This window comes from Paenibacillus sp. J22R160 (assembly GCF_059692135.1).
This window is the reverse complement of record NZ_JCAUAU010000019.1, coordinates 12,719-38,924: the sequence shown is the minus strand read 5'-3', so window position 1 is coordinate 38,924 and position 26,206 is coordinate 12,719. Positions and strand designations below refer to the sequence as shown.

Sequence of the window (26,206 nt, the reverse complement as noted above, 5' to 3'; positions counted from 1 at the left end):
AATTCCTTGTTCTGTGGGGGAAAAACAATGACATTCTCATGAAATATTTTAATTTTTAACTAGAGAGATGTATAATAGGAAGAGTTTCAAGGATAAACGACTTCGCCGGCCTTTTAGGACGAGCGCATTTGTCAAGGTAGAGTGAAGCAAAAGTAAAATAAGTATACTTTCTTATCTACTAAAAAAGTCTCACAGGATAGAAAAGAGGAACACAAGCCATGAATAAAAAAACACGTGTCATTCTAGGTATGTCCGGGGGTGTCGATTCTTCTGTTGCCGCACTGCTCTTGAAAGAGCAAGGATATGAAGTCATCGGCATTTTCATGAAAAACTGGGACGATACTGATGAGTTTGGACATTGCACAGCCGAAGAAGATGCAGAGGATGTCCGAAGAGTATGCGATCAGCTCGGAATCCCTTTTTATACAGTTAATTTTGAAAAACAGTACTACGATAAGGTGTTTGCTTATTTCTTGGACGAGTACACCAAAGGTCGTACGCCGAATCCGGATGTCATGTGCAACAGAGAAATCAAATTCGGTGAATTGCTCCAGAAAGTCCTAGATTTAGGCGGCGACTACATCGCAACTGGCCACTATGCCCAAGTGAAAGAACAAGATGGCGAGTACGTGCTCCTGCGGGGCAATGATCCAGGCAAGGATCAAACTTACTTCCTCAACGTGCTAACACAGCAGCAGCTGTCCAAAGCGATGTTCCCGATCGGTCATCTGCCGAAACCTGAGGTTCGTAAAATTGCCGAAGCAGCTGGTCTTGCAACAGCAAAGAAAAAAGACAGCACGGGCATTTGCTTCATCGGCGAGCGCGACTTCAAAGAGTTCCTCAGCCAATACTTGCCTGCTAAACCCGGCAACATGGTTGATATCCGCAACGGCGAGGTAAAAGGCCGCCACGACGGGCTGATGTACTACACGTTAGGTCAAAGACAAGGTCTTGGCATTGGCGGTTCAGGTTCTGGCGAACCCTGGTTTGTTGTGGATAAAAATTTGGAAACCAACGAGCTTCTTGTCGTTCAAGGCGAGCAGTACCCTGGAATTTACTCCAAGGGGCTTACAGCGACAGATGTCAACTGGATCTCTCCGAAGAGACCCCAAGGTGCTTTCACCTGCACAGCGAAATTCCGCTACCGTCAGCCTGACCAAGGTGTTGTTCTAACCTTTATGGAGGATGGGACGGCCCAAGTCGTATTTGATTCCCCGCAGAAGGCAGTAACACCTGGACAATCCGTTGTTTTCTATGATGGTGAGGTTTGTTTAGGCGGCGGTGTGATCGATAAGGTTCATAAATAATACGAGGTAAAATAGATACTTCAAGAAGGAAGGATGATCAGTTTGGTTAAAATGAATGAAGTGACTCTGCAGGCTGCTACGTACGAGGATGTTACAAAAATCGTGAAAGAGGTCGGCATTCTACCTCTCTCTTCTTTCATACCGGATCATCCTTCACTTGAATCCATGACAACAAAAGAACAATGGCATACGGGCCTAGACACGGATCCTTGGCTTTGGCGGGATCGTCTGCCAGGTGACGGACTTGCAGCTTATGGACGTTTTTTTGCAAAGAAACCATTATTAATTTCAGCGGACCTCTTCCCGTTGTTGAAAAATTTGTTAGAAGACCCTTACTCCGTGGAAGAACGCTATGAAGATGGGCAGCTTCCCAAATCTGCCGTCGAGCTGTATCAAGCTGTTGAAGCGAACGAAGGTATTGATGTCAAAGAACTTCGATCCAAAATTGGGATGAAGGCCAAAGAATCCAAAAGTGATTTCGACCGCGCCCTCATTGAACTGCAAAGTAAAACAGACATTGTCATAGCAGGAATTACTGAGCGTTTGAATGCCAATGGGACCAAAAACGGCTGGAATAGCACCTGCTACATGACCGCACTTCATTGGATGGAGCTTCATCGCCTAACGGTGAATTCTTCACCTACTCCTGAAGCGAAGAATCAGTTTAGAGCCTATATGCACGAGCGTTATAGCTCAAAAGCTGTTCAGTATCTTGGAAAAATTTTTAATTTATAAGGGTTTGGCAAACAAGACAAGGGCCTCTTACGAGGCTCTTTTTTTATCCCCTCTATCTGCAAAAAGTACCCTAATTTACCTCAGCACCTGCAAGTATGCAGCCTTGCGCCTACGCGAACCATAAAGACGAAAGGTGTGAGCGAATGAGAAAAATCTCAGCCGTGTTTCTCCTGCTTGGACTAAGTTGGTGCGGCGCAGCACAAGCGAGCATGGAAACAGATATCCTAGAAGCTATAGCCCGACAACCCGCTCCATCTCAACAACCTGACCTCCTCTATGCCAAATGGAGCCGAATCGCTTTTCATGAAGCCGGCAAAGTATACACCTTGCTAGATTACAAGTATTTGGGACATTCTCATGTAGCACCTGGGGTGGATCAGCAGCAATTTCGCTTCTGGGTTAGACATCAAGGCGTTGAATTTCCGCTAATCGTATCCATACGGTATGACCCTGTGTCTGAAAAGCTTTTTACCATTGAAATGGAACAAGAAAGAAGAGGGAACTTACAGATCCTATAGATCTGCAGGCTTCCCTCTTCTTTTGTGTTGATTCTGCCGCATTTTATCTTCTGTTCCCTGCTCGTTGGCCGCAAAGATGATTTCATGTTTAATCTCATCCGGTAAATACTGCTGTTGCACATAATGACCCGGATAATCATGCGGATACATATATCCTTTGTGTCCGAGCTTCTCTGCTCCCTTATAGTGCGTATCTCGCAAATGAAGCGGCACGTCCGCAGATTGTACGCGCTCCATCAACTGTTCCGCTCGAGAAATAGCGATTGGGATCGAATTCGATTTCGGACTCTCTACAGCGAATAAAATTGCCTGGGAAATGACGTACTTCGATTCCGGCCAGCCAATCTTGTGGTACGCGTCCATGGCCGTCACAGACTGCACCATGGCCTGCGGGTTGGCCAGGCCGATATCTTCACTGCTGGCGACGATAAGCCGCCGCAGGAACGTCATAGGGTCCATGCCGAGCTTCTCGACGGCATACAAGAACCAGAACAGCGCGGCGTCACTGGAGCCGCGCACGCTCTTGTGAAAGGCGGACAAGACGTCATACTGCGTCGACTCGTCCGCTTTCACGATAGGGCGGCGGATCGACTCCTCCGCCACCAGGGGCGTGATCCTAACCGTACCATCCGGTTCGGGCGAGGTCGTCAGCGCTGCCAGCTCCAGCGCGTTCAAAGAGCGGCGGATGTCGCCAACGGCCATCTGCGCAATATGCTCTAGCGCCTCCTCGTCCACTTGGAGGCGCATGAAGCCGAGCCCCTTATCGGGATCGGCGATGGCTCTTCGCATGGCGATGAGCGCATGCTCCGCCGTGAGGGGCTCGAGCTGAAACAGCGTCGAGCGCGACAGCAGAGCCCCGTTCACATGGTGAAACGGGTTCTCTGTGGTCGCCCCGATGAAGATGAGGATGCCCTGCTCTACGGCAGGCAGCAGCGCATCCTGCCGCGAGGTGTTGAAGCGATGCACCTCGTCCAGGAACAGGATCGTCTTGCGGCCGTACATCGCTTTATTGGTCTTGGCGAGCTCGATGATTTCTCGCACATCCTTGACCGAAGCATCGACAGCGTTCAGCTTCATGAACTCGCCCTTTGTCCGGTTCGCGATGATATTCGCGAGGGTGGTTTTCCCTGTGCCTGGTGGACCATATAGCAGGATAGAGCTCACCTGATCCGCTTCAATGGCTCTGCGCAACAGCTTGCCTTTGCCGACAATTTGCTCCTGGCCGATGTATTCATCCAGCGTTGTAGGACGCATGCGGTCGGCGAGCAGCTTGCCGGTCGGTTCTTGCGATGAGGCATATGTAAACAAGTCCATGTTGGTTATTCCTTTGCATTGGGTTTAAATAGACATTTTCCATTATACCCTTCATGGGATAGACTGTCATGTCTTACGGCTTTGATGAGTGCTAGGCATGGCATAGGCGCGATGGGAAGCTGTATTTTGTACAGTAAGTTTGATACGAAATGGATATTTCGAGATAGGTTACTGTATTACCTACAGTAATAATCGCGAATTGGTTGGAAATCGGGCAATCACTCGGAATTTGCTGCACATTTTGCAGGATCTGAGCGGTTTAGGGTTGGAGTACACATATTTGATGTACAAAATACATCAAACTGGGACTAGCACGGGTCGAGTTGGGTACGGCTCAATGGTAGGGGGAGTCAGGTCAAGTCGCAGTCTACAGGATGGGTTGGGGTTGGGGTTGGGGTTGGGGTTGGGGTTGGGGTTGGGGTTGGGGTTGGGGTGGCGCCCTGTAGTTCCCTCGCACGATGTTCCGACAGCAGAAAGGGGCTATCTCAATAGGTCATTTCTGACCTGTTAAGATAGCCCCTCTTCCGCTCTTTCTTACTTCTTCAAACCAATCTCCAAAAGATCCTTCACGGCGACGCTCACCATGATCAATCCTGCCACCGGAGGAACGAAAGCGTTGCTCGCCGGAGGCTGCTTCGCTTTGCGAATTTCTGGCGCATTCGCTGGTACGATTTGTTGCGTGACGTCTTCACGCGGTTTCATCGGCTCTTCGGTCGAGAAGACGACTTTGACACCTTTTTTGATGCCTTCTTTACGCAGTTTCTGACGCACGACCCGAGCGATCGGATCCATGCTTGTTTTGGAAATATCCGCAACCTTAAACTGCGAAGGGTCCATTTTATTAGCGGCTCCCATGCTGGAGATGATCGGAATTTTCCGCTCCAGGCACTGCTTAATCAGATGAATTTTATAAGAAATGGTGTCACTTGCATCAAGCACGTAATCGATGTGATGAGCGAACACTTCCTCATAGGTTTCCTCTGTATAGAACATCCGCATGGAGATAACATCGCATTCCGGATTAATCAATTTGATGCGATCGCGCATCAGATCGGCTTTAGGCTGCCCTACGGTCGTCGTAAGGGCATGAATCTGACGGTTGATATTCGTGATGTCGACAACATCCTTGTCGATCAGAATGAGCCGTCCGACCCCTGTACGCGCCAACGCTTCAGCAGCGATTGCACCAACACCGCCGATACCCAAAACGGCGACGGTGCTGTTTTTCATAATATCTAGACCTTCAGGGCCAATGGCTAGTTCAGTCCGCGAAAATTGGTGAAGCATAGAAACACGTCCTCTTTCAATGTTCTTAGGCTTTAGCAGGCTGCTTAAGCGCTAAGCGAATCGACAGCTGATCAAGCTGTTTGTCATCTACAGTTCCCGGTGCATCCGTCAACAGGTCAGTCGCGCTCGCTGTTTTCGGGAATGCAATCGTTTCTCTCAAGTTGGTACGACCTGTAATCAGCATCACCAAACGGTCGAAACCGAATGCGAAACCGCCGTGTGGAGGCGTTCCATATTCGAACGCTTCTAGCAAGAAGCCGAATTTCTCCGCTGCTTCTTCTTTGGAGAATCCAAGTGCTCCGAACATTTTTTCTTGTACATCACGTTGGTAGATACGCATGGAACCGCCGCCTACTTCATAGCCGTTCAAAACAAGGTCATACGCTTGCGCACGAATTTGACCTGGGTCAGTGTCAAAGAAATGAAGGTCGTCTTCATTAGGACGCGTGAACGGATGGTGTTCTGCCACATAACGTTTTGCTTCTTCGTCGTATCCAAGCAGCGGGAAATCTACGACCCATGCATACTTGAACTTGGAATCGTCGATAAGTCCAAGTTGACGACCGATTTTCAGACGAAGATTCCCTAGAACGTCGGCTACGACTTTCTTTTTATCAGCGGAGAAAAGAAGTAGATCTCCTTCTTCAGCGCCAAGACGCTCAGTTAAAGCAGCAATTTCAGCTTCGTTAAAGAATTTCACGATAGGCCCTTTGAATTCGCCGTCTTTAACTTGAATCCACGCTAAGCCTTTGGCTCCGTAACGCGCCGCGAAAGGCAGCAGGTCATCGATCTCTTTACGGCTCCAAGTACCGCAACCTTTGGCATTCAGCGCTTTAACTTGGCCTCCGCCTGTAACCACATTGGCAAATACTTGAACACCGGAAGTTTGAACAATATCCGATACATCTTCTAGCTCAAGTCCGAAACGCAGATCCGGTTTGTCTGAACCATATTTCGCCATCGCATCTGCATGCGTAATACGTTGGAATGGACGTGGAATTTCGACTTGCGCAGTCTCTCTCATCAAGTTAACGACAAGCTCTTCCAAAATGTCCAGCAGCTGATCTTGTGCTAGGAATGAAGTCTCAATGTCGACTTGTGTAAATTCCGGTTGACGGTCTGCACGAAGGTCTTCATCGCGGAAACAACGTGCGATTTGGTAGTAACGCTCCAAACCACTAACCATCAACAGCTGTTTGAAAATTTGTGGAGATTGCGGCAGTGCGAAAAATTCGCCAGGGTGAACACGGCTTGGCACCAAGTAATCGCGAGCGCCTTCCGGTGTGCTTTTCGTCAAAATCGGTGTTTCAACTTCCACAAATCCTTGGTCATCCAAGAAATTGCGGAAAACTTTGGACGCTTTCGAGCGAAGCATTAATGTTCTTTGCATTTCCGGACGACGAAGGTCCAAATAGCGGTATTTCAAACGAACGGCTTCATCCACGTCTACACCGTCTTCAATGAAGAACGGAGGTGTTTTGGCTGCGTTCATGATTTCGATTTCCGTTACTTGAATTTCAATTTCACCTGTTGGGATGTTTTTATTAATGGTTTCCGCATCACGTTCTACGATTTTCCCTTTTACGGCAAGCACATATTCGTTACGTGCACGGTCAGCAATAGCTAGCGCGTCCCCTGAGAAATCTGGGTTAAATACAGTCTGTACAAGCCCGCTGCGGTCACGAAGATCAATAAATAGAACGCCGCCTAAGTCACGTCTTCTTTGTACCCACCCGTTTAAAATAACAGTCTGTCCTACCTGGGCTTTCGTAAGCTGCCCGCAATGATGTGTTTTGAGCATCATAATATTATTGCCTCCTCATGAGTAGTTAAATCATTCAAAGCTATCTATTCGAATAGTGTCTTTGCAGCATTTGAGGCAAGATCCACTAGACTTACAATGACTTGAGAACCTGTTTCCATTTGCTTCAGCGTAATTTCGCCGTGGGCCAACTCATCGTCTCCGAGAATCCCCACATACTTCGCTTGAAAACGGTCTGCTGATTTCATTTGCGCCTTCAATTTGCGCCCTTGGTAATCCTTCTCAGCTTTGAGGCCTTGAATCCTTAACTGGTGCAGCAGCTTCGTGACTTCTTTCTCGGCAGGCTCACCTAATCCGATGAGGTATACATCGAGCGGCTCCGGTTTCGGGATCTCAACACCTTGCGCTTGCAGCACTAGCAGAATGCGCTCAAGTCCTAATCCCAAACCTACGCCTGGCTGATCTGTACCATGACCGCCAATTTGCTCAACGAGACCGTTGTAACGGCCGCCGCCGCCAATTGTATCGATAGCTCCAATGCCCGCTGCTTTGTATTCAAAAGCAGTGTGTGTGTAATAATCAAGTCCGCGCACTAGACGAGGATTAACCCTATATGGAATGTCCATAGCGGTTAGGTGCTCTCTAACCAACGAGAAGTGTGTGGAACATTCTTCGTCCAAATAATCCAGAATTTCAGGAGCGCCTTCCCCGTACTTCTGATCGGTTTTGCAATCAAGAATTCGCATAGGATTGCGGTCAAATCGAGACTGACAATCTTTGCAAAGCAAATGTTTCACTGGCGCAAAGAATTCCTGCAGCTTCTCGCGGTAAACCGTTCTAACGGATGGTGTGCCCACTGAGTTAATTTCCACGGTTACTTCTTTTAATCCAATTTCTTTGTAAAAGGTGTACCCCAGCGCAATAACTTCTGCATCGATGCTTGGATCAACGGATCCGAAAGCCTCAATCCCGAACTGATGGAACTGACGGTATCTTCCTGCTTGCGGCTGTTCGTAGCGGAACATAGGTCCCACATAGTACAACTTCGTCAAATCTGGCACTCCGTATAGCTTATTTTCTACATAAGCCCGAACAACGCCAGCTGTCCCTTCTGGACGCAAGGAAATGCTGCGATCGCCTTTATCCAGAAATGTGTACATTTCTTTCTCGACAATATCCGTAGTTTCTCCAACACCTCTGGAGAAAAGCTCCGTACTCTCGAAAATGGGCGAACGGATTTCTTTGTAGTTAAATCTTTGACATAAGTCTCTTGCCTTACTTTCCAGGTACTGCCACTTTTCCACTTCGCCGGGAAGCAGGTCCTGCGTGCCTTTTGGCTTTTGAATGCTCATGTGTTCAACCTCCCTTTATCTTGATCTTGGTTATATAACAAAAAAACCCCCCACCCCCGACGTTTGTCAGGGACGAGAGATTTGATTAACAAATTCACCCGTGGTACCACCCACATTCAGATCGTCCGCTCTTGCGCCTTAGGCACAACAAACAGAAATCTGCTCTTTACGGTTAACGCCCGCGAATACGCACAGCCGCTACTAGACGTTCGATATAAGTCGACATGTCGTTCCCAGCAGGTCCTCGGGGAGGTCTTTTCATTCGCTCATCATAGGAAGCTCACAGCCAGGACTTCCTTCTCTGATAATGTGGGGGCGAAATACTTTATCCCTTCAACGGATCACAAAGGTATTGAATTATTGTTTATTGTAAACATTGGCAGAAGTAAAGTCAAGAGATATACGTCCATTCGACTTACTGCTGCCTTCATTTAATTAATGAGTGTCCGCCCATTTTTGCAACTCGTCCATAACAGGCTTAAGCCCTTTTCCTTTAGCTGTTAATTCATATTCAATACGAACTGGAGTTTCCGGGTACACATGTCGGACAATGATCTCTGCAGCCTCAAGTTCTTTAAATCTCTCCGAAAGCATGCGATCGCTCATACTTGGTATAAGCACGGATATGTCTTTAAACCGCTTCGGTCCAGTCAATAAGACATGTACGATGAGTCCCGTCCAACGCTTTCCCAGAAGTTCAAATGCATTTTCGAATTTCGGGCACAGTTGATAGTCTTCCATATAAATCATCTCCTTATAACAATTTTAGCATAGTCGCTTGACAAAAGTAAGTGCTAGGTAATAATATACTAACATAAAGTAAGTTATTAAATAAAATTTATTTAAGGAGGAGTAGTTAGCCATGGCTTTAGGTCTTCTTATTATTCGTTTGGTGTTAGGTTTAACAATAGCCGCGCACGGCACACAGAAAGTATTTGGATGGTTTGGCGGTTATGGACCAAAAGGCACAGGAGGCTTTTTCGAGTCGATTGGAATTAAGCCAGGTGTTATGATGGCAGTTGTCGCCGGTTTGTCAGAAATTGTAGGCGGCTTGCTCATTGCTGCTGGACTTTGGACACCACTTGCAGCTGCACTTATTATCATTACTATGCTTGTTGCTATTGTAAAGGTTCACTATAAAAGCTATTGGGCAACTTCTAATGGGTACGAGTACAACTTGCTTATGATTGCAGCTGCATTGGGCGTTGCGCTTATTGGTGCAGGCGACTATTCACTGGATGCTTTATTCTAAAAGATAAGATAAAGGGCTATCTCCTTAAGTCAGAAATGACTTGATGGGTGATAGCCCTTTTCTATTTCGATGGCGAAGTAGTGGACAGGCGAAGCCCACAAAGAAAATAGCCTGCAGCACGAGTGGCGGCAGGCCTCTAGACAATATATAAATTAAAGGGGGTCGAGGTTTATTATAACCACGGTTAATTAACGCCATGTCAAATTTAAATTACAATTTCATTACAAGTGTTTTCCCTGTATTTTCAATCATTTTCATTTGCTCCCCCTCGTATATTCAGACTTTTTTCCACATATACATGTACAACAAGGCAAATGGCCTTGAATTTATCACCAGGAGGCTGTAACAATGACAACACAAAACGAGTTTCAAGAGGAACGGCAGGATCTAGTGGTGCTCTTCTCTGAGGAATCCGAAACCGAAGCTGAAGTTGAAGATGACGTAGCCGAAGAAGCAGAAGCAGCCGAAGAAGAGGCCATTGAAGATTCGGACGAAGCGGATGAAGCTGAAGAAGAAGCAGCTGAAGAAGAAGAAGTCGAAGCGGATGAAGAAGCGGAAGTTGATGCAGACGAGGAAGCCGAAGTAGATAGTGATGATTCTGCCGAAGATGAAGCGGAAGAATCTGCGGAAGCCGAAGAGGATGCCTCAGAGACTGACTGAAATTTGTAAGCGCAGTCAAAAAAACTTCCATTGGCTTCGAAAAAAAGGGTAAGAGCCTTATCGCCACATGCAACTGCGGCGTAATAAGGCTCTTATTTGTTATTTATTAAGGCTTGCCTGTTAAGCCAACCTTTAAATCTTTGATGATTACATAAGTGTCAGCATTCGTTAATTTCTGCTTGTCCTCGACTAGCTTCAATGAAGCGTCTGTTAGCAGCTTATTCTCCATCAACTTTGCTTGCGCCTCTTTTGGCGAAGCCGTCAGTCCCAAAGCTTGCGTTATCGTATAAGCAGCCTGCTCAAGAGATAACGCGATTTTGTCGGCATTCTCCAGATTCGCAATCGCCTGGGATACATCGCCTTTGAAAGCATCCGGCTTCATTTTCTTCGCGCCGCTAACGAGGTTGACCATCCGCTTGGGATTCGCTGGGTCATCCAAGTGGAAATTGTTGTCGTACGCACCGGAAGCCAAACCAAGCATAAGAGCGGATTTTAAGCCCTCATAGGCTTTGTGCTCCATAAAAGGCTGCGGCTTGAGCGTCATCGGATGAATCTCCATGCCTTGCTTGTTCAATTGCTCCTGCAGCTTCGCAATCACTTCTTTGGACGCCGATAGCTGGCGGAACGTCATCTTCTCCTGCTTCGCAAACATCGCTGCAGCTCCTGCCGCTTCCCCTTCGGCCATGCCTGTAGGCATGACGCGGGCACTTCCGTGCGGCAGTGTATCATAACTGGCCGCTCTGCCTACTACAAGCAGTCCATCCACTTTCTGCGGCACTAAGCTGCGGAAAGGGATCGCGTACTGCTTCGGTTTACAAACAACGTTGCCGGAATCCGTCGGTGAGATCCTTTGGATATCCACGGGATAAGAACCGAAACCAATGCGGTCCCATTGATCATTGTTCGTACAAACGTCAACAATATTCAGTCGGTATTCTCCCTGCATATGTCGCGTTTCGCGAACATATAGCTCTGGTGCGGATCCACCCAGCTCAAGGCTTGCGAATTCAGGGAATGTTTTTTGCATATAAGTTAAAATATTAGGCAGCTCTTTTTTCCCAATGTCGAAAGCTTCTTGAACAGACTTCGGATCAAGGGTATCTACCCCAAAAATTTGCAAAGCATTAATAAGGACGGTATTGTCATTTTCCCTACCCATATTAAGCCCTCTCATCTTAGCTCTTTCTTTGTTAAGTGGCGGGTATTTACTCATTTCACCATAGCCAAATACGCTTACTTCATTTACTCCTGTATCCGGATTGTTATCGCCGTTCAACCTTTTGGCCATCAGGTTCCAAACTTCCGGTGTTACATTTTTCAGACGAAACGCAAGCGTCACAGCCATTTTGGAATTCGGGTCCCCGATATCCTCATGCCCGATCGTAAACGGAACCCCTGCTGCTGCCGCGAAATCCCCATCCTGCGTCGCATCAATGACAGAAGCAGCCTTCACAACTTGCGTGCTGCCATTTTCGAGGGTAATTGTAGCGCCTTGCACCGCTTTTTTATCTTGGGAAAGGAGCGGATCGATCTTCTTCGTTTTGAGCAGCAGATCGATTTTAGATTCATTTTTAACCAAATCATAGAACGCATTAGCGGCTGTATTCACATCGAAGGAATCCCCTTCAATTTTGGCATACCACTCAGAGAAGAAGCCTTTATTAAACACATCATCTTTCCCTATAAGGTTCTTGTTTGGGGAATAATTCATATCAATGGAGTTAATCCAGCCGAGTGTCATCAGTCCTCCCAGAACCTCACGATTCCGTCCATCCACCAGAAGGGTACTAAGTCCATTACGCGCAGCTGAAACGGCCGCAGCAACCCCCTCAGGGTCGGTACCAACGACAATGACGTCATACGACTCCTTCGTTTTCTTCACGGATTTCACTTCTTCAATTTCTTGCTTAGCCTGACTTTGCCCACCGCTTATGTGGTGTTTATATTGATAATACAATGACGCTGCAGCTGCCAGCACCGCGAGCAGAATCAAGATCCCCATCAACCAAAGCCATCCTTTGGAAGCGGAATTGTTACGATTCGGATTTGCCATTAAAACGAAAGCACCCACCTTGTCCCCTGCTTTTCATACAGCTTACCGGTTAAAGGTTTGATAAGCTTTCTTTAGCAGTCGATTAATTTGTCAGCCAAAAACATCACTTGTTAGTTTACCACATTTTAAAGTTGTAGAGAAATCTTGTATCCTACAACAAATAAAGCCTCGCATTGCTGATGAGGCAACGCGAGGCTTTACGATTAACGATATGATTTCTTGGGAATGCTTTTCATCTTTTCCTGCTCGGATGTGAACTCTGCGCTAATTTCAACGTCCGCTAGCGCTGGTGCCTGACTCATCCGCTCAGCAAGTGTTGTATGCAGCAGCTGCTGCTCTGGCGCCGTCATGGCTTTGTGCTTGATCGATTGACGCATCTGGATGCTCCTAACTGCAAGAATATACAGTTTTAGTATATCCAGGCTGTCTGCATCTTATCCTTTACGCCATTTACGCAACTCGCATCCACAACTATTTGCTATCGATAATTAAAGTCACAGGTCCCCAATTTGTAAACGAAACATCCATCATTTCACCGAATGCGCCCGTTTCCACTTGCAAGCCTTGTGCGCGGAGCAGTTCATTGAACTTATCATACAGCGGCTGCGCGATCTCAGGCCTAGCGGCTGCCATGAAGTTCGGACGTTTCCCTTTGCGGCAATCCCCATACAACGTAAACTGGGAAACGGATAAAATTTGACCGCCTGTCTCCAGTACGGAAAGATTCATTTTACCGGTCTCATCTTCAAAAATGCGCAGTCCGGATACTTTGTCCGCTATATATTTCGCATCCTGCTCGGTATCCTCGTGCGTAATGCCGACTAATAGCATTAGACCGTGCTCGATCTGACCGACAGATGCTCCATTAACAGTTACTTCGGCGCGTTTGCACCGCTGAACGACTACTCTCATGGCTTCTCTAGATCCCCTTACGTTTGTTCGCAGCAGCAAGCAGCCTAGCTTTGCATAATGCGCTGAACGGAATAAACGTCTTTCACACGTTTAATTTTCTCAACAACCGATTGTAAATGATCAATATTTTTAATCAAAATGGTCATATGAACCGTTGCCATCTTGTTTTTATCCGATCGGCCTGAAACTGCCGAAATGCTCGTTTTGCTCTCGGAAACGGCCTGAAGCACCTCGTTTAAGAAACCGCGGCGGTCATGTCCTGTAATTTCAATTTCCACATTGAAATTAGACTCGACGGCTTCAGCCCAGTCGACCTCGATCACCCGATCCTCTTCTCCCATGCTCGTCGGGATATTCGTACAATCTGAACGGTGCACAGACACACCCCGACCTCTAGTGATATACCCAATGATTAAATCACCTGGCACAGGATTGCAGCAACGGGCAAAACGCACAAGGAGGTTGTCTACACCTTTCACCCTCACGCCGTTTGTAGGTCGGCTTTTGCGCTCTGTCGCGGATTGAGACTTAACTTCTTTAACCTCCGTAGAAAGCTGAAGCACTTGCGCTTCTTCCGCTTCCTTACGCAGCTTCTCAGTTAGCTTCGTGCAAATTTGTGCAGCTGTTATACCGCCAAAACCTACTGCCGACAGCATATCTTCAATATCGTTAAAATTGAACTTCTTCGCCGCTTCGATCATCTTATCATCGCTCATCAATGTCGGCGGATCGATGGCTAGACGCTTGAGCTCGCGCTCAATCATGTCTTTCCCTTTTTCGACGTTCTCTTCCCGCTTCTCTTTCTTGAACCACTGCTTAATTTTACTGCGGGCATGCGATGATTGCGCGAGTTTGATCCAATCCTGACTTGGTCCGTAAGAGTGTTTGGACGTCAAAATTTCAATGATGTCCCCTGTCTTCAACTTGTGATCCAACGGGACAATACGGGAATTGACTTTGGCGCCAATGGTCCGATTCCCAACCTCCGTATGGATGCGGTAAGCAAAATCCAAAGGTACAGAACCAGCCGGAAGCTCAATGACTTCTCCTTTTGGCGTAAACACAAATACAAGATCGGAGAAGAAGTCCATCTTCATAGATTCCATAAATTCAGAAGCATCATTCGTTTCATGCTGAAGCTCCAAAATTTCACGGAACCAGCTCATCTTATCTTCAAAAGTGCCCGATGGGACAACGGAACCGCCTTCTTTGTAGGCCCAGTGTGCAGCAATACCGAACTCGGACGTTCTATGCATTTCCCAAGTACGAATCTGAACCTCTAGAGGCTCTCCCTTGGGACCGATCACAGTTGTATGAAGAGATTGGTACATATTCGGCTTTGGCATGGCGATATAATCTTTGAATCGTCCAGGCATCGGTTTCCACAATGTATGAATAATGCCCAAAGAAGCATAACAATCCTTGATGCCATCGACAATTACGCGCAGTGCCATGAGATCATAAATCTCATTGAACTGTTTGCCGCGGGAGCTCATCTTTTTATAAATACTGTAGAGATGTTTGGGCCTTCCGGAAATATCTCCTTGAATTCCCATCTCATCTAGCTTTTCTTTGATGCTATGAATGACGTCTTCAATATATTGCTCACGCTCGGTCCGCTTCTTCTGCATCAGATTCACGATCCGGTAATACTGCTGAGGATTCAAATAACGGAGGGCAATATCCTCCATTTCCCACTTGATGGTGGAAATCCCGAGCCTATGGGCAATCGGACAGAAAATTTCCAGCGTTTCCTCCGCTATGCGGCGCTGGCTTTCCTCCGATTGGTATTTCAATGTGCGCATGTTGTGCAGCCGATCCGCCAGCTTAATCAAAATAACGCGAATATCTTGCGCCATAGCGACAAACATTTTGCGGTAGTTCTCGTTCTGTTGCTCTTCCTTGGACTTGAACTTAATCCGTTCGAGCTTCGTCAAACCATCTACAAGCATTGCGCAAGTTTTCCCGAATTTATCTAAGACAGTTTCAAGTGAAACTGTTGTATCTTCAACGACATCATGCAGAAGCGCCGCAATCACGGATGTGACGTCCATCTGCATGTTCACCAGTATATCTGCAACAGCGAGCGGATGCAGAATATAGGGCTCCCCCGATTTGCGCACTTGGCCATGATGGGCTTCATCCGCGAACTCATAGGCCTCCCGTATCCTCTGCAAATCATTCTCTTTCAGATAGGTGGCTGCCTTCTCTAACAGCTGCTCTATACCCATGCATCTACCCATTCCCTTTAGAGGTTGTTTAAAAAGCGAACTTTTCAAACGCTCATCTTTAGTCGATTTTTATTCATTATGCCTGCAAGGCAGGCTCCGCGTCAACTATGCCATGCTAACCTTTCGACAAAAAACATCATTTTGCCTCAAAACCTATGAAATATTACTTCCTAATGACCTATACCTAAGTGCAAAAAAGAATCGAATAAAACATTCGATTCTTCGCTTTATTTTAATATTGAACTAAGGAAACGACATCTATACCCTTAAACTTATTTCTGCCTTCCAAATAGGAAAGCTCGATCAGGAACGCCGCCCCTACGATATCTCCGCCAAGCTGCTCAATCAAATCAATCGAGGATTGAATCGTTCCGCCAGTTGCCAGCAAGTCATCGGCAATTAGAACTTTTTGACCAGGCTTAATGGCATCCTTGTGCATCGCTAATTTATCTTTGCCGTACTCCAAGGCATAATCCACTTCAATCGTCTCGCCTGGCAATTTACCGCTTTTGCGGATCGGAATAAAACCTACGCCAAGTGCATAAGCAAGCGGAGCGCCGATTACGAAGCCACGAGCCTCAGGTCCCGCAATGACATCAATTTCTTTCTCTTTTACCATTTCTTTCAGTTGATCAATTGCTTCTTTATAGACCGCACCGTTCTGAAGCAGCGTGGTGATATCTTTGAAACGGATTCCTGGTTGCGGAAAGTCTGGGATGACGCGAATGTACTCTTTGAAATTCATATAATTTCCTCCAATATGTGGTTTTCTTTATTGATATGCTGGGCAATCCACTGCTCTAATTCTTTGGCTGAAGAATACATCACGATGGATTCAACTTCCTGACGATTCATTCTATGCTGATAAATGCGAGATGCCGTAAGATCTTTCTTCGCGGGTGATGCGTGCAGCTTAACGAAAGCGCCTTGTCTTTCAATAAAAGCTAACTCCTCAAACACGGATAATATGAATTGAATCATAGCTGGCGACAGGCCCGATCTTTTGCTAAATGAGGTCATTAAGCGGACATCCTGCACATTGAGTGATCCCTCTTTTTGCAAAGTGCCGTACATCATCTTGAACATGTCGCGAGAAGGCAGTGTGCTTCCACTGTCAGGTCCTAACTCTGCGAATACAGGATAACAGCGCATCATGCCAATGGCTTGCTGCAACACGCTTTGTAAGCTAGTTAAACTCCTTGGGATCGTGTACAGAATGATATCCTTCATATGAGCAAAAGCCAGCTGACTGGCTGTTTCATTGCCTGGTCGTAATTGGCCGCTGTCTTGAACGACCCAGTAAGGGATAGAGTCGCCAATTTGGAACGCCGTGGCCGCAAAAGCTTGCACATCCGCTTCGTCAAAGAGCACGATACCAGGTACTTGATTGTTGGCGCTGCTTGCAGCCAGGTTAGTTTGAAGCATACTTAGCTTGGCGCTTAATTGCCCCGCTCCCCGCCAATCAAAGAGCTGCATATGCGTTATCTTCAAATCCTGCATGACGATTTGTGGCTTGCGGACCCCGTTCCACTCATTGATGGACAGCTCGCCAAGCACATCGACCTTAGCGGACTGCGTGATGAGTCCTGCCAGACTACCTTTGCCGAATCCAACGGCTTCCACCGAGCAGCTTACTTCATCTATGGCTTGAGAGAGCGCAAGCTTCAGATGCTGCTTCTCTTTGCCCATGGTCCGGATGTCGTCAAGCAATAAATCGGTGAACATGAATCTAGGTGACGGATTGCCCATCCCGAATGGAGCGAGCTTATCCAATGCTTCAATGCTGGCAATCGGAACCTCTGGCAAGCTGCATACAGCGTCAGCCTTCAAAAGCGGGATAAAATCTTGCTCCGTCAGAGTCGCAGCTGCGAGCTCATTCAACTTAAGTGTGAAAGCCTCCAAATGGCTGCTGCTTAAGCTCATTCCTGCTGCAGCTTGATGGCCCCCGTAGTGGTCAAGCCACTCTTCACAGACTGTCAGAGCCTTGTGTAGATCAAAGCCAGCAATGGAGCGCGCTGAACCTTTGGCAATGCCTGTCTGCGGATCTATACTGAGCACCAAGGTTGGTCGGTAAAATCTCTCTACGATTTTGGAGGCTACAATGCCGACTACGCCAACATTCCAGCCTTCCTTTGCAACGACAAGCACTTTGTCCAAACCTTTGGTCTGCTGCTCCTCTGCCAGAACAAAGGCTTCTTTCACCATGTCTTCAACGATAAGCTGACGTTCTTTATTCAGCATATCCAATTCAAAAGCAATTTGCTCCGCTTCGGTTTCATTGGGCGTCGTCAACAATTTAACCGCAATATCCGCTGCTTCCAATCGCCCGCTTGCATTAATTCTTGGCGCGAGCGAAAAGCCGATGTGACCTGCTGTCACTTCCTTGCGTTCAATGCCCGAGACGCCAATTAGAGAACGAAATCCTACGTAAGCCGAATCCTGCATGCGCTGCAGCCCTTGTTTGACGATTAATCGGTTCTCGCCATTAAGCGGCATTAGATCCGCCACCGTGCCAAGTGCCGCAAATTCCAGCAGCTCCTCTGGCAACCTATCCAGCAAAGCATGTGCAAGCTTTAAAGCAACACCAACACCTGCAAGATGCTTAAAGGGATAAGGGCATCCGGGCTTCTTAGGATTGATAACGGACAAAGCCTGAGGCAGGTGCTCAGGAGGCTCATGGTGATCCGTTACGATTACATCTATGCCTAACTCTTGACAGTAGGCGATTTCTTGAACGGCACTAATGCCTGTGTCAACAGTAATTAATAGTTCTACACCTTGCTCTTTGGCTAAGTCAATCGCTGAACGATTCAGACCATAGCCTTCACGAATGCGATGCGGGATATACGTATCGAACCGGGCGCCTAAGCCTTTTAACAAATGATACATCAGCGAAGTGCTGCTAACGCCGTCCGCATCATAGTCCCCATATATTCGAATAAATTCATTGTTCTGAAGTGCTTTCCGGATACGTTCAACTGCCGGGAGCATTCCGTCGAGCAAATAGGGATCATGGTAATACTGAACCCCGCCATGCATAAATTGCTCGGCTTCAGGTACCGTCCGAATGTCTCGGAGAACAAGCAGTCGGGCCACAAGCGGGTCGATCTGCAGCTCGCGCACAAAAGTTTCTATGAGCATTTCATCCGCATTGCCAATGCTCCATCTTGCCTTTGGTGCTAGCACTTGAGTGTCCTCCTCAGAGTTTTGCTTTTGCAAAACTTTCTTCGTAAGCATTAGCTTAGAGTATTGCGTAATACAAAATTAATGAATAACGGACGGGAGCTCGCTGAGCTCTGAATCCGTTGAATGCTTATAAGGATAACCTGCATCATAAGGAGCTACATGAACAAACACATCCGAAACATGATGGAATCTTTTCATCACCTGCTGTTTGACCCTTTTGGAAACTTCATGCCCTTCCCAAACGGTTACCCTTGGATTCACGCTGATTTTGACCGTAATTACCACATAATGTCCGTGCTCTCTAGCCCTTAAGTCATCTACGGTGATTACACCTTTAATCAGTTGCACAACGGCAATCAGATCGTCAGCATCTTCCTGCTGTAGAACGTACTCTTTCTTCCTATGTAAAGCTTCCTTGATCAGCGAATACCCCATTTTCAAGATCAAAAGAGAAACAATGATTCCTGTGAGCGGATCCAAATAGGAAAGGAATGATACATTTAAAAGATTAGCCAACACGTCGCCGAATACACCGATAAGAGCCACAATAGTTGAGTATATATCGGAACGATGCCCTCTGCTATTAGCAATTAATTCCTGAGAGCCTATTCGTTTGCCCAATCTGTTCATGTATTGATACATGATTTCTTTGACGACAAGTGAAAGTCCGAGCGCAGCGAGCGCGTAATTCTTATTGGTATGTTCCTCGGCGGACCATAAGCCATTTATCGCTGAAATCCCCATCTCGACTCCTATAACAAGAACGACGATAGCTAGCAGAATGCTTGCGACAGAAATATTCTTTTCGGGGCCTTGGGAATCCAAATCCTCTGGTGGCAGCTGATCTGATTTCAATTGAATTAGTGCAGCAGATGAAGCTATAGCTCTGGATGCCGAATGTGCGGCATCAGCTAACAGGGCTGAGCTCTGCACCATAATTCCAACAATACCTTTCAGACACGCAAGAGCTGCATTTCCGGTGATACCACCCCATACTGCGAGCTCCGTTTTTTGAAAACGCTCGTCTTTCACGCTGACACTCCCCCTGAACGGATACAAAGGCCGCGCAACATTCACGCGGCCGGTTATTATGGTTATTACGCTGCAGCTTTCTTTTTAGAACTCCGTAACGATTTTCTTTTCAAGAGGTACCATAGAGAACAAGCAATAACGATTGAGGAGTAAGCACCGCTCGTTAATCCGACTAGCTTCGCAAGTGCGAACAACTTGATCGACTCGCTTCCGAAAATGTACAAGCAGCCAGCTGCAATTAATACCACTAGAACGGTATTGATATTACGCGCCATTGTCTGCCAAATACTGTCGTTGACCAAGGCAACGAGATCTTCGTCCGTTTTGAGCTTAGCGAATCTCAGATTTTCACGGATACGGTCAAAAATAACGATTTTATCATTAATGGAATAACCAATTGTCGTCAAAACCGCCGCCAGAAACGGAAGGTTAACCTCTAGACGGAAAATCGTGAATACGGCGATAACCATGAATGCGTCGTGTAGAATGGCAATAATGGCAGCAATCGCAAAACGCCATTCAAAACGGATGCTGACGTACACACAAATCAATACACTGGCAATAGCTATCGCATATACGGCTTTTAACAGCAATTCTTTTGCTAATTGAGGGTCAACAGTATTAATCTCTTTGGAAACATCAACCCCGTAAGCTGTTGCGAACGCTTTTTGAATTTTATTAACCGCGTCATCGTTAAGCACGTCATCGAAGCGGATCGAGACGCGATCACTATTATTCCCGCCGATTGTCGGGTCTGCATGGCGTGACTTCAAGTCGCCGCTCGTTGCAAGACCATTCAAAATCTCATCGACTTTGGCTTTATCCAACTGCTTGCCTACCACTAGATCGATATTCGTTCCTGCTTTGAAATCGACCCCGAAGTTCATCCCCGAGAACAGCATAACAGCTAATCCTATGACAAGAAGAACAATCGAAATACCAAAAAATTTATTGCGTGATCTTACAAAATCAAATTTATTCTTAGAGTCCACGGATTTCTGCCTCCTTCACACCGAAATAACTTGGCTTTTTCAGCAAGTTGCCTCGTATGATCAAATGAAGCAGCCATCTGGAGAAAAGAACGTTTGTTAAAATACTGATAATAATACTTAACATCGTGATAACCGCGAAACCGCGAATTGCGCCGTTCCCTACATAGTAAAGAACAATACCTGCAATCAAGTTAGTAACGTTGGCGTCCATGATAGTACGGAAGGAATGCTTGGAGCCCGCCTTCAAAGAGGAAAGAATGCTCTTGCCCGCACGAATTTCTTCCCGAATTCTTTCGTATGTAATAATGTTCGCATCAACCGCCATACCTGCTCCTAATACAAGAGCCGCAATACCCGGCAACGTTAAGGTTGCATTCATAAAGTCGAAGACCGCGAGAAGCACCCAAACGTACGTGATTAGCGTGAAAGCCGCAACAAGTCCTGGGGCGCGATAGTACAGAACCATGAATAGGAAAATCAGAATCGATGCAATCAGCCCAGCTCTCGCTGTTTGGTGCAAGGATGCTTGTCCTAGCGTCGCATCAACACGTTGAATATATTTTTCGGTTAACTTTAGCGGCATTGCCCCCAAGTTAATCATTTTCGCTACTTTAGTCGCTTCCGTTACACTTGTTTGTGTAATGATAGCGGAATCACTGTCGATCGGGAAATTCACGGATGCTGTCGATTGCACTTGATCATCCAAATAGATGGATAATGTGCTGCCCACTAGCTTAGTCGTAACTTCCTTGAATTTCTCTCTGCTTTTCATTTTGATCTCTACAATCGGCTGCTTCGTGTTCGGATCGTAGCTTAATTTCGCTGCGTTTTCCACGAAGTCAGTACCATTCATGTAGACTGTCCCGTCCGGACCTCTGAAGGTAAGAACAGATGGTTTGGACATCAAGGTTCTAACTTCTTCTTCGTTCTCCACGCCTGCAAGACGCACACGAATTCGATCTGATCCTTCCGGGTAGACTTCAGGCTCTGCTACACCAAGGGAGTCAGCCCGTTTGGCAAGACTTTCCGCCGCTTCAGTAAGCGTTTCCTTCGTTAAAGGTTGCCCAGCCGTTAGAGGCTCCGCGGTGTACAAAATTTCAAATCCGCCTTTTAAATCTAATCCAAGCTTGATTCGTTCTACAAGTCTAGGGCTTGTTGCTCCGATTGCGCCGAGAACAATAACAACCGTAAGAAAAAAGAACGATATTCTTTTCCAATCCAGCATCTCTTGCTTGTCTCCCTTCAATACTCAATATGCCTATTATATACAGGTCTGAAAATCGAGTCAATTTAAGTCGTTTCATAAAAAAATAAGCCCTATTCTTAGAATTGGGCCCCTTTATACATGCTTATCGTCATCCAGTTCATAAACTGGGTCGATTTCAGTGATAAAATGTCATTCACGATTTGATGTAGGGAAGGGACACCCGTTTTACGGTATTTGTCACTCACACAATCCCAGATCTCTTTTCCAGTGACATGTTCATAGCCAAGCAGTACAAATTCTTCAACTTTACTCAAGCAAAGATTCTCGATAATCTCATTCAGTTCAAGATCAGAAAGTGCAACTTCAGCTTCCTCCTCGTTCGCGTTATGGGGGGGTGATTCACTTTCCTCGAGCTGTGTATTCGTCTTGTCCTCAGGATGATGAGGAACTTGATCATTATCTTCTCCATTCATAGAGAGATCCTCCTAAGGTCAGTTTATCATCGTTAACTCGACATTTCATTCGATATTCACCTGCCTATTTCCTGCCTAGCTTTAACCTGTCCATAAAATGTTAGCATGAGCTTGACCAACTCTCGCATATTCATAGTGTAAGACAAGTATCGGAAGAGGGTATGGCATGACCAAGCAGTCGTTTATCAGGGGCACGATGATTCTTTTGGCCGCAGGCATTTTGAACCGTATTCTCGGCTTCATACCTAGAATTACTTTGCCGCGTGTCATCGGCGCAGAAGGCATTGGCATTTATCAGATGGGTTGGCCTTTCCTTTCCGTTATTCTGACGATCATAACAGGAGGAATACCTATTGCGATTGCCAAGCTGATTGCCGAGGCCGAAGCCGAACATAATGAATCGAGAATTCGCAGTATTCTTCGAATTTCTTTAACGATCACAATTGGCCTGAGCATCCTGTTTACAATTGCTTGCGTCGCGGGAGCCTCTTGGATCACCTCCCATCTGTTAACCGATTCACGCGTCTATTATACGTTCCTGTGCATGAGCCCAATGATCCCGATTATCGGGGTCTCCGCTGTTTATCGCGGATACTTCCAAGGCAGACAGAATATGATTCCCACAGCTACGTCACAGATCATGGAAACGCTAATTCGCATTGTAATGGTGCTTGTATGCTCGTATGTAATGATCCCTTACGGGATCGAATATGCCGCCGCCGGCGCCATGATAGGCGTTCTTGCCGGGGAAATTGGCGGTCTTGTCGTCCTGGCCATCCATTTCAAGTATGATAAGAAATCGTCTCCAAAAATACCAGCCGCTCAAATCGGGACAACGAAAACGAATGGCCGGTTAGCTAATTTCCGCCGTATTATGCGCATTTCCATCCCGATTACCGGCAGTAAGTTAATTGGGGCAAGCTCTTATTTGTTCGAATCTATACTAATTGCACAGAGTCTAGCTATCGCGGGCATCGCTACTTCGCTGGCAACAGCGCAGTATGGCGCATTGCAAGGTATGATCATCCCCATTATCCTGCTGCCAAGTGCACTAACAATGTCTTTATCGGTCTCGCTCGTCCCTTCCTTAAGTGAAGCCGCTGCTCGCAAGGATATGAAAACCATCCATGCGCGCCTGCATCAATCCTTAAAACTGGCTTTAGTCACCGGTGCTCCGTTTGCTGTCATCATGTTCGTGCTGGCTGAGCCCATCTGTCGGTATATGTACAATCAACCCGATGTAGGTGTCATGCTGAAAATGATGGCTCCTATTGCCATATTCATCTATTTCCAAGCACCCCTGCAATCAACTCTGCAAGCTTTGAACAAACCCGGGTCCGCTTTGATTAATACTTTGATAGGCTCCACCGTCAAGCTCATTCTCATTTATTGGCTGGCAAGCAAGCCGGAGCTCGGCATTCAAGGGGCTGTTTTTGCCATCAATGTAAATATCGTGCTGGTTACACTCCTGCATTGGAACAGTGTTGTGCGTTTGCTGAAGTTTCGTATGGAAGGCAGTGATTTCGGAAAAATTGGAGTGGCTATGTTCCTCTCCGGTCTATGCTGTTACTTCATCATGTATATCCCATGGACTTCCGTTGAATGGCTTCGCTTCGTAACCTCATCACTCGTAGGGTTTATTGTTTATATGTTTTCCATTACGGTTTTCCGATTGATTAGTTTGAAAGATCTGACCCGGATTATAAATATGGGTAAAAAAATAATCCGTTAGTTACTTTATCTCTTACGGTCTAGAAACATTCTGCCTCTGTGATCGATGGAACAGTAAAATACCTCTTTGAAATCGCGAGCTCCTTTGAATTGAAGCTGGTTTTTTAACCAAAATCTCGTTTTTCCTATTTTCTCTAAATTATCATCCTGTACTTTGCCATCCATAATGAGAGGCAGCGGAAGACCCTCGTAACGAATCGTGCCTTTTAAGCCGTGTTCGTCGATCGCTGTCTCTTTCTCTTTCTCTTTCTCTTTCTCTTTCGTTTTCAAGCTTTTCTCCACTACACTTAACTTCCCCGAAGGCTCAAGAACGGCAAACTCCACGTCCGCGACATTCATGACCTTATTCTGCCTTAGCTGCTGCATCAAATCATCCAGGTTATAACGGTGTTTCTTCATTTCCTCACGGTCGATCAATCCTTGTTTAATAATCACGCTAGGTTCCCCGTCAAATAGAATCCGGAGATTTCTATTTTTTAATGTTACATAGGCGATGATGATTTGGATGAGCACCAGTGTCGCCATCGGAACAATCCCATCCATGACAGGCTTCTCAACATCTTCAAGCACGAAAACAGCAATTTCTGCAATCATAATCGAAATAACCAGATCAAACAGCGATAACTTCCCGATTTCTCGTTTTCCCATGAGACGGAGCATCAGAAAAACGACAAAGTAGATCAGCACGGTACGTAAAAAAATGGTCAGAATATCCATCGCTAGCCTCCCTGATCTAAGCTTCTTGCTTGTTCTCGGAGTTCACTGGTATTCTGACCGCTGATGCACTTCATCATGCAGATTTTACGTATTCAATTGTTGGGAATTAGAGCAGAAACAACTTGAAATAGATCGTAGCTACGATGAATAAAACCAAGGAGATCGGCCCTGCAATCATGAAATAGTTACGAGAATTCAGCCCTCCTCCTTCTTGCTCGGTGAGCGCTGCCGCATACATGTTCGATATCGAACCAAAGAGCGTAACCCCGCTTCCAATGGCAGTACCAACGATGATCGACCACCACAGCGGCTGGATGGATCCTTGGGAAAAACTCTTCATGTCCGTTCCTACATGTTCGATTACTGGAATCATAGCCGCGGTGTAAGGAACATAATCCACAACCGATGACCCAAAGCCTGTTAGCCATAGCACAAGAATCGACAAGAACGAAATAGAGCCTTGACTCATTTCCAACCCTCTAACAGCGATGAATCCCGATATCCCGGCATACGTTAATCCACCGACCATGATAAACAATCCTAGGAAAAACAACCCTTGTGTTTCGAGTAAGCCACCCCATACGGAACGGTAGTCTCTCTTTTTGAAAAGTTGGACGATGTCATCGTAGTTGAGCGCGAGCAGCGCTACTGCTCCACCTGCAGCGATATAGGATGCCTGCCAGCCCAAAATACCTTGAAGTAAAAAGGCTAATAGTGTTGCTCCGGAAATGATGCAGCCACCAAGAAATTGGACACGATCTTCTACTAAGTAAGCATCGGGCTGTAAGCTAAGAACCTCCCGCTTGTACGTCTCAGGAATAATCATTTTCCTTCCATAGAGAAACCATATCGCGAGGTACACGATGGCCAGCATGAGAACAACAAGCGGTCCGATCTTCATAAGCATCTCTCCGGTTGTTATATGCTCGGCTGCACCAATCAACCTATTGGACCAATTGCCCATAAGCGTTGAAGCACCGCCGAGATTCGCTGATAACAACACAGAAATCAGAAAAGGAACAGGCGACAATTTCATCATCTTCGTCGTTTTGAGCAGTATCGGAACGATAATAGCAATGGCGAGCAAACCGTTTAATAAGGCAGAAGTTACAGCTGCAAGTACCGACAAACCTATTAATATTGTAAAGGGCTGTAACCGAAACACGCGTATGATTTTGCTTGCCGTAAAAGCGATAAGTCCTGTTTTCTGAAAAAGGCCGGCAATCACAAATAAACTAATAAGAAATATAAGAACATGCCAATTTGCGTAGGTTGTAAGTGCTTTTCCAATCGGAATAATACCCAGCAGAAGCATCAGTATAGCTCCTCCAAGCGCCGTATACATGCGGTCCCACTTCTCAATCAAGATACAAACATAAGCGGCAACAAAAATAATAAGAGCTGCAATAGCCTGCCATAGAGCGGGTCCTTGAGAAAATTCCGCCATAATTATTCACCTTCCCTTTGAACAGTCTGTACTAATTC

23 protein-coding genes are annotated in these 26,206 nt (G+C 46.4%); 6 read left to right on the top strand and 17 right to left on the bottom strand.

Annotated features, from left to right (window positions below; genetic code table 11):
• Positions 1 to 218 precede the first annotated feature (218 nt).
• The 3 genes from mnmA to AC58UW_RS26520 all read left to right on the top strand — a co-directional run bounded on the left by mnmA (position 219) and on the right by AC58UW_RS26520 (position 2,560).
• Positions 219 to 1,307 carry a tRNA 2-thiouridine(34) synthase MnmA gene (mnmA, locus tag AC58UW_RS26530; protein ID WP_497423559.1) on the top strand — a complete coding sequence of 363 codons (1,089 nt, stop codon included), beginning with the start codon at positions 219 to 221 and terminating at the stop codon, positions 1,305 to 1,307.
• A 51-nt stretch (positions 1,308 to 1,358) separates the two neighbouring features.
• Positions 1,359 to 2,042, top strand: coding sequence for an AlkZ-related protein (locus tag AC58UW_RS26525; RefSeq protein WP_497423629.1), 684 nt, complete (start codon positions 1,359 to 1,361; stop codon positions 2,040 to 2,042).
• A gap of 143 nt (positions 2,043 to 2,185) precedes the next feature.
• A complete protein-coding gene (locus AC58UW_RS26520) occupies positions 2,186 to 2,560 on the top strand; it encodes a DUF3889 domain-containing protein (RefSeq protein WP_497423558.1) in 375 nt (124 codons plus the stop codon).
• Here the strand turns inward: AC58UW_RS26520 and AC58UW_RS26515 are convergent.
• The 5 genes from AC58UW_RS26515 to AC58UW_RS26495 form a co-directional block, all read right to left on the bottom strand.
• Positions 2,555 to 3,874, bottom strand: coding sequence for a replication-associated recombination protein A (locus AC58UW_RS26515; RefSeq protein ID WP_497423557.1), 1,320 nt, complete (start codon positions 3,872 to 3,874; stop codon positions 2,555 to 2,557). The two genes, AC58UW_RS26520 and AC58UW_RS26515, sit on opposite strands and share 6 nt — an antisense overlap.
• Before the next feature lie 534 nt (positions 3,875 to 4,408).
• Positions 4,409 to 5,161, bottom strand: a complete 753-nt coding sequence (locus AC58UW_RS26510) for a tRNA threonylcarbamoyladenosine dehydratase (protein ID WP_497423556.1) — start codon at positions 5,159 to 5,161, stop codon at positions 4,409 to 4,411.
• A gap of 25 nt (positions 5,162 to 5,186) precedes the next feature.
• Positions 5,187 to 6,965 (bottom strand): aspartate--tRNA ligase, encoded by a 1,779-nt coding sequence (gene aspS, locus AC58UW_RS26505; protein ID WP_497423555.1) that lies wholly within the window; start codon positions 6,963 to 6,965, stop codon positions 5,187 to 5,189.
• A 44-nt stretch (positions 6,966 to 7,009) separates the two neighbouring features.
• Positions 7,010 to 8,275 (bottom strand): histidine--tRNA ligase, encoded by a 1,266-nt coding sequence (gene hisS, locus AC58UW_RS26500; RefSeq protein ID WP_497423554.1) that lies wholly within the window; start codon positions 8,273 to 8,275, stop codon positions 7,010 to 7,012.
• Positions 8,276 to 8,710: 435 nt separating this feature from the next.
• Positions 8,711 to 9,016 (bottom strand): winged helix-turn-helix transcriptional regulator, encoded by a 306-nt coding sequence (locus AC58UW_RS26495; RefSeq protein ID WP_497423553.1) that lies wholly within the window; start codon positions 9,014 to 9,016, stop codon positions 8,711 to 8,713.
• A 121-nt stretch (positions 9,017 to 9,137) separates the two neighbouring features.
• Here AC58UW_RS26495 and AC58UW_RS26490 point away from each other — a divergent pair, with 121 nt between their 5' ends.
• Both AC58UW_RS26490 and AC58UW_RS26485 read left to right on the top strand, forming a co-directional pair.
• The gene (locus tag AC58UW_RS26490; protein ID WP_497423552.1) at positions 9,138 to 9,527 is read left to right on the top strand and encodes a DoxX family protein; all 390 of its coding nucleotides are present in this window, start codon (positions 9,138 to 9,140) and stop codon (positions 9,525 to 9,527) included.
• A 348-nt stretch (positions 9,528 to 9,875) separates the two neighbouring features.
• Entirely contained in the window at positions 9,876 to 10,187 is a 312-nt protein-coding gene (locus AC58UW_RS26485; protein WP_497423551.1) for a hypothetical protein, read from the top strand.
• A 106-nt stretch (positions 10,188 to 10,293) separates the two neighbouring features.
• Here AC58UW_RS26485 and AC58UW_RS26480 read toward each other — a convergent pair whose 3' ends face one another.
• From AC58UW_RS26480 to AC58UW_RS26435, 10 genes are all read right to left on the bottom strand, one after another.
• Positions 10,294 to 12,258, bottom strand: coding sequence for an FAD-dependent oxidoreductase (locus AC58UW_RS26480; protein WP_497423550.1), 1,965 nt, complete (start codon positions 12,256 to 12,258; stop codon positions 10,294 to 10,296).
• Between the two features lie 185 nt (positions 12,259 to 12,443).
• The gene (locus AC58UW_RS26475) at positions 12,444 to 12,617 is read right to left on the bottom strand and encodes a hypothetical protein (protein WP_175532206.1); all 174 of its coding nucleotides are present in this window, start codon (positions 12,615 to 12,617) and stop codon (positions 12,444 to 12,446) included.
• Between the two features lie 94 nt (positions 12,618 to 12,711).
• Positions 12,712 to 13,152, bottom strand: coding sequence for a D-aminoacyl-tRNA deacylase (gene dtd / locus AC58UW_RS26470; RefSeq protein WP_497423549.1), 441 nt, complete (start codon positions 13,150 to 13,152; stop codon positions 12,712 to 12,714).
• 44 nt (positions 13,153 to 13,196) lie between these two features.
• Positions 13,197 to 15,383, bottom strand: coding sequence for a RelA/SpoT family protein (locus AC58UW_RS26465; RefSeq protein ID WP_497423628.1), 2,187 nt, complete (start codon positions 15,381 to 15,383; stop codon positions 13,197 to 13,199).
• Between the two features lie 232 nt (positions 15,384 to 15,615).
• Entirely contained in the window at positions 15,616 to 16,128 is a 513-nt protein-coding gene (locus AC58UW_RS26460; protein WP_497423548.1) for an adenine phosphoribosyltransferase, read from the bottom strand.
• Entirely contained in the window at positions 16,125 to 18,569 is a 2,445-nt protein-coding gene (gene recJ / locus AC58UW_RS26455; protein WP_497423547.1) for a single-stranded-DNA-specific exonuclease RecJ, read from the bottom strand. Before recJ ends, AC58UW_RS26460 begins: the two co-directional genes overlap by 4 nt.
• Positions 18,570 to 18,647: 78 nt before the next feature.
• On the bottom strand, positions 18,648 to 19,601 hold the full coding sequence (locus tag AC58UW_RS26450; protein WP_497423546.1) for a cation diffusion facilitator family transporter: 954 nt from the start codon (positions 19,599 to 19,601) through the stop codon (positions 18,648 to 18,650).
• Between the two features lie 65 nt (positions 19,602 to 19,666).
• The gene (gene secF, locus AC58UW_RS26445; protein WP_497423545.1) at positions 19,667 to 20,593 is read right to left on the bottom strand and encodes a protein translocase subunit SecF; all 927 of its coding nucleotides are present in this window, start codon (positions 20,591 to 20,593) and stop codon (positions 19,667 to 19,669) included.
• Positions 20,583 to 21,815: a protein translocase subunit SecD gene (gene secD / locus AC58UW_RS26440; protein WP_497423627.1), complete on the bottom strand. Its 1,233-nt coding sequence runs from the start codon at positions 21,813 to 21,815 to the stop codon at positions 20,583 to 20,585. The genes secF and secD overlap by 11 nt, the downstream gene beginning before the upstream one ends.
• 101 nt (positions 21,816 to 21,916) lie before the next feature.
• Entirely contained in the window at positions 21,917 to 22,273 is a 357-nt protein-coding gene (locus AC58UW_RS26435; RefSeq protein ID WP_497423544.1) for a post-transcriptional regulator, read from the bottom strand.
• Between the two features lie 166 nt (positions 22,274 to 22,439).
• Between AC58UW_RS26435 and spoVB the strand changes: the two genes are divergently transcribed.
• Entirely contained in the window at positions 22,440 to 24,005 is a 1,566-nt protein-coding gene (gene spoVB / locus AC58UW_RS26430; RefSeq protein WP_497423543.1) for a stage V sporulation protein B, read from the top strand.
• Positions 24,006 to 24,010: 5 nt separating this feature from the next.
• Here spoVB and AC58UW_RS26425 read toward each other — a convergent pair whose 3' ends face one another.
• Together AC58UW_RS26425 and AC58UW_RS26420 are read right to left on the bottom strand one after the other, a co-directional pair.
• Positions 24,011 to 24,721 (bottom strand): YetF domain-containing protein, encoded by a 711-nt coding sequence (locus tag AC58UW_RS26425; protein ID WP_497423542.1) that lies wholly within the window; start codon positions 24,719 to 24,721, stop codon positions 24,011 to 24,013.
• Positions 24,722 to 24,827: 106 nt separating this feature from the next.
• Positions 24,828 to 26,168, bottom strand: a complete 1,341-nt coding sequence (locus tag AC58UW_RS26420) for an ArsB/NhaD family transporter (RefSeq protein ID WP_497423541.1) — start codon at positions 26,166 to 26,168, stop codon at positions 24,828 to 24,830.
• Positions 26,169 to 26,206: the final 38 nt, after the last annotated feature.